This is a genomic window from Azohydromonas sp. (assembly GCF_035325925.1).
Taxonomy (GTDB): Bacteria; Pseudomonadota; Gammaproteobacteria; order Burkholderiales; family Burkholderiaceae_C; genus Calidifontimicrobium.
Window position 1 is genome coordinate 92,928 of the sequence record NZ_DAOKZA010000010.1, and the last position, 8,821, is coordinate 101,748.

At 73.6% G+C, this 8,821-nt stretch carries 8 protein-coding genes; 4 read left to right on the forward strand and 4 right to left on the reverse strand.

Annotation, left to right across the window (positions count from 1 at the left end):
- The first annotated feature begins 25 nt into the window (after nucleotides 1-25).
- From PKC53_RS05835 to PKC53_RS05845, 3 genes are read left to right on the forward strand one after another with little or no spacing between them, the layout of a single operon-like run.
- Nucleotides 26-532 (forward strand): hypothetical protein, encoded by a 507-nt coding sequence (locus PKC53_RS05835; RefSeq protein WP_324427253.1) that lies wholly within the window; start codon nucleotides 26-28, stop codon nucleotides 530-532.
- A gap of 43 nt (nucleotides 533-575) precedes the next feature.
- Nucleotides 576-2,189: a GMC family oxidoreductase gene (locus tag PKC53_RS05840; RefSeq protein ID WP_324427255.1), complete on the forward strand. Its 1,614-nt coding sequence runs from the start codon at nucleotides 576-578 to the stop codon at nucleotides 2,187-2,189.
- Complete coding sequence (locus PKC53_RS05845; RefSeq protein ID WP_324427256.1) at nucleotides 2,186-3,100, forward strand: permease; 915 nt, start codon at nucleotides 2,186-2,188, stop codon at nucleotides 3,098-3,100. Before PKC53_RS05840 ends, PKC53_RS05845 begins: the two co-directional genes overlap by 4 nt.
- A 179-nt stretch (nucleotides 3,101-3,279) precedes the next feature.
- Here PKC53_RS05845 and hppD read toward each other — a convergent pair whose 3' ends face one another.
- Nucleotides 3,280-4,395, reverse strand: coding sequence for a 4-hydroxyphenylpyruvate dioxygenase (hppD, locus tag PKC53_RS05850; protein ID WP_324427258.1), 1,116 nt, complete (start codon nucleotides 4,393-4,395; stop codon nucleotides 3,280-3,282).
- A gap of 164 nt (nucleotides 4,396-4,559) precedes the next feature.
- On the opposite strand from hppD, the gene PKC53_RS05855 reads away from it, so the two are divergent.
- A complete protein-coding gene (locus tag PKC53_RS05855; RefSeq protein ID WP_324427260.1) occupies nucleotides 4,560-5,048 on the forward strand; it encodes a VTT domain-containing protein in 489 nt (162 codons plus the stop codon).
- A gap of 41 nt (nucleotides 5,049-5,089) precedes the next feature.
- Here PKC53_RS05855 and PKC53_RS05860 read toward each other — a convergent pair whose 3' ends face one another.
- From PKC53_RS05860 to PKC53_RS05870, 3 genes are all read right to left on the reverse strand, one after another.
- Nucleotides 5,090-6,166: a DUF1513 domain-containing protein gene (locus tag PKC53_RS05860; RefSeq protein ID WP_324427261.1), complete on the reverse strand. Its 1,077-nt coding sequence runs from the start codon at nucleotides 6,164-6,166 to the stop codon at nucleotides 5,090-5,092.
- A gap of 6 nt (nucleotides 6,167-6,172) precedes the next feature.
- Entirely contained in the window at nucleotides 6,173-8,386 is a 2,214-nt protein-coding gene (locus tag PKC53_RS05865; RefSeq protein ID WP_324427262.1) for a TonB-dependent siderophore receptor, read from the reverse strand.
- Between the two features lie 85 nt (nucleotides 8,387-8,471).
- The coding region (locus PKC53_RS05870; RefSeq protein ID WP_324427263.1) for a biopolymer transporter ExbD at nucleotides 8,472-8,821 on the reverse strand (350 nt) is incomplete at its 5' end.

An 8,821-nucleotide genomic window follows, 5' to 3' on the forward strand; every position in this document is an offset into this window, starting at 1 on the left:
CGCCAATGATGCAACACTCGCCGCGATGCAACGACGCACCCTGCTCAAGCTCGGGCTGGCCGGCGCCGGCGTGCTCGCGGTGGCCGGCGGCGGGCTGGCGCTGCTGCGCCCGGGGCTGGTCGACGGGCGGCTCGCGCCGCCCGGGCGCGAGGTGTTCGGGGCCGTCGCGCGCGCCGTGCTCGACGGCAGCCTGCCGGCCGATGCGGCGACGCAGCGCGACGCGCTCGCGGCGCACCTGAGGCGGGTCGACGACGCCGTCGCCGCACTCCCGCCGGCGGTGCGTGGCGAACTGTCGCAGCTGCTGGCGCTGCTGGGCAGCGCGCCGGGGCGCGTGGCCTTCGCGGGGCTGGTGCCGGCGTGGCGCGACGCGGGCGTCGCCGACCTGCAGGCCGCGCTGCAGGGCATGCGCCTGTCGCGCCTGGCGCTGCGCCGGCAGGCCTACCACGCGCTGCGCGACCTGACCAATGCGGCGTACTACGCCGACCGATCCACCTGGGCCGCGCTGGGCTACCCCGGCCCGACCGACCTGTGAGTCTCCGCATGCCCCACCGTCGCACCCCGGCGGGCGCCGCACCATGAGCCGCCTGCCCGACCCGATCGCCGACGGCCTGGCGCGCGGCTGGCGCGTGCGCGGGGGCCCGCACGGCGAGGCGCCGGGGTCGATCGCCTGCGACGTCGCGATCGTCGGCAGCGGCGCCGGCGCGGGCATCAGCGCGGAGCTGCTCACCGCCGCCGGGCTCGACGTGGTGATCGTCGAAGAAGGCCCGCTGCGCTCGAGCCGCGACTTCCGCCAGCTCGAGAGCGACGCGTACCCGCAGCTGTACCAGGAGAGCGCCGCGCGCAAGACCGCCGACAAGGCGATCACGATCCTGCAGGGCCGCTGCGTCGGCGGCTCGACCACGGTGAACTGGACCAGTTCGTTTCGCACCCCGCCGAAGACGCTGGCGCACTGGCGCGAGCACTTCGGCCTGGCCGAGCTGACCGACGAGGCGATGTCGCCGTGGTTCGCGCAGGCTGAGCGGCGGCTGAGCATCGGCCCGTGGCTGACGCCGCCGAACGAGAACAACGACCTGTTGCTGCGCGGCGCGCGCAGGCTGGGCATCGCCGCGGCGGCGATCCTGCGCAACGTGCAGGGCTGCTGGAACCTCGGCTCGTGCGGGCTGGGCTGCCCGACGAATGCCAAGCAGTCGATGCTGGTGACGACGATCCCCGCCGCGCTCGAGCGCGGCGCGACGCTGCTGGTGCACACGCAGGTCGAGCGCATCGAGATCGAGCGCGGTCGCGCGCAGGCGCTGCACTGCGTGCCGGTGGCACTCAACGGCGACCGCGCGCCCGGGGCCGCGACGCGCATCAGCGCGAGGCACGTGGTCGTCGCCGGCGGCGCGATCAACTCGCCGGCGCTGCTGCTGCGCTCCGAGGCGCCCGACCCGCACGGCCTGCTCGGTCGGCGCACCTTCCTGCACCCGGTGGTGATCTCGGCGGCGCGGTTCGACCAGCGTGTCGCCGGCTGGCAGGGCGCACCGCAGACGATCTACAGCGATCACTTCCTCGACGAGCACGCCGTCGACGGGCCGATCGGCTACAAGCTCGAGGCGCCGCCGATCCACCCGGTGATCTTCGGCACCACGCTGCCCGGCTTCGGGCCCGACCAGGCGCAGGCGATGGCCGCTCTCGCGCACTGGCACGCGCAACTCGCGCTGCTGCGCGACGGCTTCCACCCGCAGTCGCCGGGCGGGCGCGTGACGCTGCGCGACGACGGCAGCGCGCTGCTCGACTACCCGCTGACGCCGTTCGTGATGGACGGCGCGCGGCGAGCGCTGCTGAGCATGGCCGAACTGCAGTTCGCCGCCGGCGCGCGCGCCGTGCACGTGGCGCACGAGATGGCGCGGGCGTGGACGAGCTGGGCCGACGCGAAGCCGGCGATCGAGGCGCTGCCGATGCAGCCGCTGCTGGTGCGCGTGTTCAGCGCCCACGTGATGGGCGGCTGCGGCATGGCCGGCGACGCCGGGCGCGGCGTCGTGCGCCCCGACGGCGTGCACTGGCAGGTCGAGAACCTGTCGGTGCACGACGGCTCGCTGTTTCCGACCAGCATCGGCGCGAACCCGCAGCTGTCGGTCTACGGCCTGGTCAACAAGCTCGCGACGCAGCTCGCGCGCCGGCTGGCCGGGCGCGACGTCGCGCTGGCATGACCGCCGCGCGCCTGCAGCGCGCGCTGGTGTTCGCGCTGCTGGCCATCGCGGCGCTGTGGGTCGACGCCGCGCTGGCGCGAGGTCGCCCTGACTGGGCGCTGCTGGGCGTGCTGGTGCCGATGTTCGGCCACGGCGCGCTGCTCGGCGTCGAGTTCGTGCTGCTCGCGCGCATCAACCGCGACGACCCGGCACCGCGGGCGCGCGCGCTCGAGCTGGTGCGCGCCTGGCTCGGCGAGACCTGGACCGCGCTGGTGGTGTTCGGCTGGCGCCAGCCGTTTCGCGCCGACGCCGTGCCCGACCACCTCGGCGCCGACGCGCGCGGCCGGCGCGGCGTGCTGCTGGTGCACGGCTTCCTGTGCAACCGCGGGCTGTGGAACCCCTGGCTGCGCCGGCTGCGCGCCGCCGGCGTGCCTTGCGTGGCGGTCGACCTGCACCCGGTGTTCGGCCGCATCGAGCAGTACGCGGCGATCGTCGACGCCGGCGTCCAGCGCCTGCGCGACGCCACCGGCGAGGCGCCGCTGGTCGTCGCGCACAGCATGGGCGGACTCGCGGTACGCGAGTGGCTGGCCCAGGGCGGCGGCGGCATCCACGCGCTGATCACCGTCGGCACGCCGCACCGGGGCACCTGGCTCGCGCGCTTCGCCTACAGCCCGAACGCGCGGCAGATGCGCCTGCGCGGCGACTGGCTGCACGGCCTCGCACGGCGCGAAGCGCCCGCCGACACCCGCGTGCCGACGATCTGTTTCTACGGTCATTGCGACAACATCGTGTTCCCGGCCAGCACCGCCACGCTGCCCGGCGCCGACAACCGCCACCTGCGCGGCGTCGCCCACGTGCACATGGCCTACCACCGCGAGGTGTTCGACGCAGCGATGCGGCAGCTCGGCGCGCCGGCCCCCCCGCCAGCCTGAAACGCGTCGCGGCAGGCGGCACCCGTTGCCGTCCCGTTGCCGGTGTGCGAAGCCACAAACGCACTCGCCGTGGCAGCGCCGACCGGCGCCGACCACGGCTCAGGGCGCACGCCGCCGTCGGGGCCGGGCAGGCACGGCCGCCCCGAAGCCCGACGATCGGACCCGGTCGGAGCTTCGTGTCACTGGCCGGCGTCGCCGGCCTTGAGCACGCCGCGGCGCATCTGGTCGAGCTCGAGGCTCTCGAACAGCGCCTTGAAGTTGCCCTCGCCGAAACCCTGGTCGCCCTTGCGCTGGATGAACTCGAAGAAGATCGGGCCGAGCTGGTTCTCGCTGAAGATCTGCAGCAGCAGCGCGCCGGCCTTGCCGTCGACGAGGATGCGACGCTGGCGCAGCGCCTCGACGTCCTCGCCGTGGCCGGGGATGCGGCGGTCGATCAGCTCGTAGTAGGTGTCGGGCGTGTCGAGCAGCTTGACGCCGGCCGCGCGCAGCGCGTCGACGCTGCGCGGCAGATCCGACGATGCGAGCGCGATGTGCTGGATGCCCTCGCCGTGGTACTTGTCGAGGTACTCCTGGATCTGCCCGGCCTGCTCGTTGCCTTCCTCGTTGATCGGGATGCGGATCTTGCCGCACGGGCTGGTCATCGCCTTGCTCTTCACGCCGGTGACCTGGCCCTCGATGTCGAAGTAGCGGATCTCGCGGAAGCCGAACAAGCGCTCGTAGAACTCGGCCCACTCGCCCATGCGGCCGCGGTGCACGTTGTGCGTCAGGTGGTCGATCGTCGTCAGCCCATGCCCGTCGGGGTTCAGTGCGGCGCCCGAGTTCGCGTGCAGCGGCTCGAAGTCGACGTCGTAGAAGCCGATGTTGCCGATGTCGCCCTCGCGTGCGCCGTTCTTGCCGCGCCAGCGGTCGACGAGGTAGATCAGGCTGTCGCCGATGCCCTTGATCGCCGGGATGTTCAGTTCGCCGGGCCCCGCCTGGCCGGCGTAGCCCCAGGCGCCGAGCGACACCGCGCGCTCGTACGCCGCCTTCGCGTCGCGCACGCGGAACGCGATGGCGCAGATGCTCGGCCCGTGCTGGCGCGCGAAGCGCTGCGCGAACGAGTCGGGCTCGGCGTTGACGATGAAGTTGATCTCGCCCTGCCGGTACAGCAGCACGTTCTTGTGGCGGTGGCGCGCGATCGCGCGGAAGCCCATGCGCTCGAACAGCGCGCCCATGGCTTTCGGGTCGGGCGCGGCGTATTCGATGAACTCGAAACCGTCGGTGCCCATCGGGTTGTCCCAGGGGGTGAATGACATCGTTCGCTCCTGTCGGTGGGTGGCCACGCGCCGCCGGCGCGGCGGGTGTCGGGCCGTGGCGCGCACTGTAGGCGCGCCGGGCCCGCGCAGCCAGGCCCGGGCGTGCGCCGCGTCACGCCCGCGGGCACCGGGGTGCGGCCGCGGGGCACCGACAATGCACGCCGATGCTCGAATCCCTGAACCAGTTCGCCGCGTGGATGCAGTCGTGGCTGAGTGCCGAGGCCGGTCTGTGGGGTCTGTTCGGCTCGGCGTTCCTGTCGGCGACCATCCTGCCCGGCTCGAGCGAGGTGGTGCTGATCGCGCTGCTCACCGCGTACCCGTCGCTGGCCTGGCCGGCGTTCGGCGTCGCGCTGCTGGGCAACCTGACCGGCGCGCTGCTGACCTTCGGCATGGGTCACGCGGCGCGCCAGGGTTACCAGCGCTTCCAGCGTGTGCGCTGGAAGCTCGACGAGCGGCAGATGCAGCGCCTGCACCGCTGGGGCCCGCCGGCGCTGTTCCTGTCGTTCGTGCCGCTGGCCGGCGACGCGCTGGTGCTCGCCGCCGGCTGGCTGCGCCTGGACCTGGCGCGCAGCATGGCCTGGATCGCGCTCGGCAAGGCGGCGCGCTACCTGCTCGTCGTGCTCGGCGTGCAGGGGGTGCTGGCGCTGGGCTGACGCCTGCCGGCGTGGCTCGCAGGCGCCGCGCCGCCCGCGGCTCAGGCGTCCAGTGCGACCATGTGGTTGTCCAGCGCCATCGGCGCTGGCCACGGCAGCATCGCCGGCGCCTCGCGCGGGTGCCAGCGCGCCAGCCCGCGCCCGGCGGCGATCAGCACGCCGCCGCCGCCGGCCAGCGCGTAGGCGCGCTGCAGTTGCGCGACCTCGGTCAGGCGCGCGGGCGCCGCCGGGTGCCACCACCACGCGGTGTCGCGCCTGACGTTGGAGATCACGAAGCCGCCACCCGACACGCCGATGATGTCGCCGGCGTAGCCGTCGCCGCCGGGCACCGCGCGCAGCGAGTCGCCGTCCCACACCGCCAGCGCCGGCGCCGCGGCCCGGTCGGCCGCGCGGTCGTGCTCGGCCTGCAGCGCCACGCCGAGCAGGCCGTCCACCCCCCAGGCGAGGTGGCGCACCGACAGCCGCCGGTCGTCCAGCCGCCACTGGCCGAGCAGTGCGCCGCTGCCCCCGTCGACGCGCACCAGCGAGGCGTCCATGCGGTCGAGCTGGATCTTGCGGTCGTCGCGATCGCGCCAGATGCCGCCGTGCACCACCATCACGTGGCCCTCAGGGTCGAGCAGCAGCTGGTGCGGCTCGACGCCGCCGGTGGCCCAGTCGTCGATCTTGCGTAGCGTGCGTGCGTCGCGCACGCCGATGCGCCCGAGGCCGGTGGTGGTGTCGGTCTCGGTGGTGTACAGACGCCGGCCGTCGGCGCTGGCGATCACGTGCCCGGCGAAGCGGCGCGGCAGCGGCTCGTCGGCGATGTCGACGCGCTCGACCGCCCGGGCATCGGCGTCCAGCCGCAGCAACCAGCGCCCCGGGCGCAGCGCGACCGCCAGCAGCCCGCCGCCGGGCTCGGCCAGCAGGCCGTGCGCCCGGCTGGGCACGACCGCGTCGCCGGCCACGTGCAGCGTGCGCGCCGCCCAGTCCACCGCGAGAATGCCCACGCGGTGCGTGCTGTCCTGCGTGGCGCCGCGCCAGGCGATGCCCAGGCGCTGCGGCGCGGCGGCGGCGCGGCTCGGCAGGCCGCCGGCGCAGGCGGCGCCGGCGAGCAGCGACAGCAGGTGTCGGCGTCGCATCGCGATTCAGTGGAAGCGGTAGACCGCGGTGACCTGCAGCGTGCGCGGCTGCGCCGGCACGTAGTGCCCGCGGTAGACGAAGTCGGCGTAGTGCCGGTTCGTGACGTTGGTGAGGTTGGCCTTGAACAGCAGGTCGCCCAGCGCGTACTCGGCCATCAGGTCGGCGGTGACGTAGCTCGGCGCCGTGTTGGGCGAGGTCGCCGCGAGCCCCGTCGGTCGGTCGCTGCTCTTGGCGTTGATGCCGCCGCCGACGCGCCAGCGCGGCGCGAGCTGGTAGGTGGTCCAGATCGTGCCGCTGTGGCGCGGCGTCAGCCCTGACCGCGAGCCCTCGACCTCGGTGCCCGCGGCGCCGCTCGAGCGGTCGACCCGGGCGCTCGGGATCCAGGCGTAGCTGGCGTAGACCTCCCACTGCGGCGTCAGCCGGCCCGAGAAGTCGAGTTCGACGCCGGCGGCGTGGCGCTCGCCCGACAGCACGTAGTTGCAGGCGTCGACCGAGTCGGCGTCGCGGTTGCGCTCGTTGGTCTTGGTGCTGTGGAAGATCGCGCCGCGAGTGCTGAAGCGTCCCTGGGCCCAGTCGAGCTTGGCGCCAAGCTCGACGTTGCGGCTCTTCTCCGGCGCCGTCTGCGCGCTGCCGACGTCGTACTGGTAGGCGTCGCCCGAGGTGTTGAACGAGGTGCCGTACGACAGGTGGTACGACTGCTCGTCGCTCGGCTGGTAGAGCACGCCCAGGCGATGGCTGAACAGCGAGTCGCTGCGCCGGTAGCGGGCGTCGGCCGGGACGGCGCAGGGGTTGGTGGCCGGGTTGCCCTGGCCGGTGATGTGGCGGTAGTCGCCGTCGAAGCGGTCCCAGCGCACGCCGCCCAGCAGCTTCCAGGCGGGTGCGATCTGCAGCAGGTCCTGCACGTAGACGCCGACGGCCTTCGACTCGAACGTGCGGTTGACGCTGGCCACGCGCAGCGACTCGTCGACCGAGGCGCCATCGTCGGGCGTGCCCACGGTGGTGCGCGGTTTGGGCAGCGTGACGCCGTCGGGCAGCGACAGCGCGTAGTTCTCGAAGTCGTCCTTCGTGAGGTCGACGCCGGCGGCGACGCTGTGCATCAGACCGCCCCAGCGGTGCGTGCCGCTGTAGTCGCTCTGCACGACCGCCGTCGTCTGGTCCATCTTCTTGTTGTGGTTGCCGCGGGTGAGCACCGTCTCGCCGCCGAAGGTCGCGCGCGTGACCGCCTGTCCGTCGGGTTGCAGGTCGGCGTTGCCGAAGCGGATCGCGCCCGAGCGCTGGTCGCGCCGGTAGTCGGCCAGCCGCACCTGCGTGCGCAGCTCGGAGCGGTCGGCGAAACGGTGCACGTGGTGGCCGCGAACCTGCGTGGTGCCGGTGGCGTTGTAGTCGCTGGCCATGCCGTAGTAGTTCTTGGGGTCGGTCGGCCACAGGCCGCCCTCCAGCCACGGCAGGCCGTAGTGGATGCCGTTGTCGTTGCGCAGGTAGTACAGGCCGACGCTGAACTCGTCGGCGGTGCCGATGCCCCAGCGCAAGGTCGGCGCGATGCCGCGCTTGTCGATGCCGTTGCCCCAGCGGTCGGCGTGGGTGGCCATGACGTTGACGCGCAGCGCGGCGTCGTCGCCGGTCTTCAGGTTGAAGTCACCGAAGCCCCGAAGGTAGCGGCCGCTGCCGACGGTGGCGCCGACCTCGTGCTGCGTCAGCAGCAGCGGCTGCTTGCTCACCTGGTTGACCGCACCGCCGGTCGAGCCGCGCCCGAACAGCATCGACGCCGAGCCGCGCAGCACCTCGAGGCGGTCCCAGTCGAAACTGTCGCGCTCGTAGAAGGCCGGGTCGCGCATGCCATCGATGAAGATGTCGCCCGAGGCCTGCAGCGAGAAGCCGCGCAGGCGGATGTCCTCCTCGGCGCCCTCGGCGGCCTGGAAGCTGATGCCGGCGGTGTTCTTCAGGCTGTCCTTCAGGGTGTCGAGGTTGCGGTCGTCGATCAGGCGCTCGGTGACCACGCTGACCGACTGCGGGATGTCGCGCAGCTCCTGCTGGCCCTTGCCGATGCGCGTGGTGCTGGCGCGCACGGTGTCCTTGTCGGTCTCGGCGCGCGCGCGCACCGGCACCGGGGCCAGCGTCGGCGCGGAGGCCGCGGCTTCGGGAGCCGGCGCGGTCTGCGCGAGGACGGTGGACGCCGCCAGCGCAGCCGGCAGCAGGGCGAAGGGAACGGCGCGTTGCATCGGTAGGACTCCTCGGGTTGTCGGGGGCGCGGCCCGGCGGCCGCCGGCGCCCGCGCTGCGGTTCGAAAGGAGGGGGAAGGTGGCGTCAGGGCGCATCGGGCTCGCTGACGAAGCCGACCTTGGCCAGGCCGGCCCGGGCCGCGTCGGCCAGCGTGTGCGCCACGAAGCGGTAGGGCACCGCCTGGTCGGCGCGCAGGTGGATTTCCGGCTGCGGCCGGCGCCGACCGGCCTCGGCGAAGCGCTCGGCGGCCACCGCGCGCTCGACCGGCTCGCCGTTCCAGTACAGCGCGCCGGAGGCGTCGATCGCGAAGTCGACCTTGTCCGGCACCGGCGGATTCGCCTGGGAGCTGGCCTGCGGCAGCTCGAGCTTGACGGCGTGCGTGAGCAGCGGCGCGGTGACGATGAAGATCACCAGCAGCACCAGCATCACGTCGA

Coding starts and splice junctions, on each gene's coding strand:
- PKC53_RS05835 (WP_324427253.1), top strand. CDS start 26: ATGCAACGACGCACCCTGCTCAAGCTCGGGCTGGCCGGCGCCGGCGTG.
- PKC53_RS05840 (WP_324427255.1), top strand. CDS start 576: ATGAGCCGCCTGCCCGACCCGATCGCCGACGGCCTGGCGCGCGGCTGG.
- PKC53_RS05845 (WP_324427256.1), top strand. CDS start 2,186: ATGACCGCCGCGCGCCTGCAGCGCGCGCTGGTGTTCGCGCTGCTGGCC.
- hppD (WP_324427258.1), bottom strand. CDS start 4,395: ATGTCATTCACCCCCTGGGACAACCCGATGGGCACCGACGGTTTCGAG.
- PKC53_RS05855 (WP_324427260.1), top strand. CDS start 4,560: ATGCTCGAATCCCTGAACCAGTTCGCCGCGTGGATGCAGTCGTGGCTG.
- PKC53_RS05860 (WP_324427261.1), bottom strand. CDS start 6,166: ATGCGACGCCGACACCTGCTGTCGCTGCTCGCCGGCGCCGCCTGCGCC.
- PKC53_RS05865 (WP_324427262.1), bottom strand. CDS start 8,386: ATGCAACGCGCCGTTCCCTTCGCCCTGCTGCCGGCTGCGCTGGCGGCG.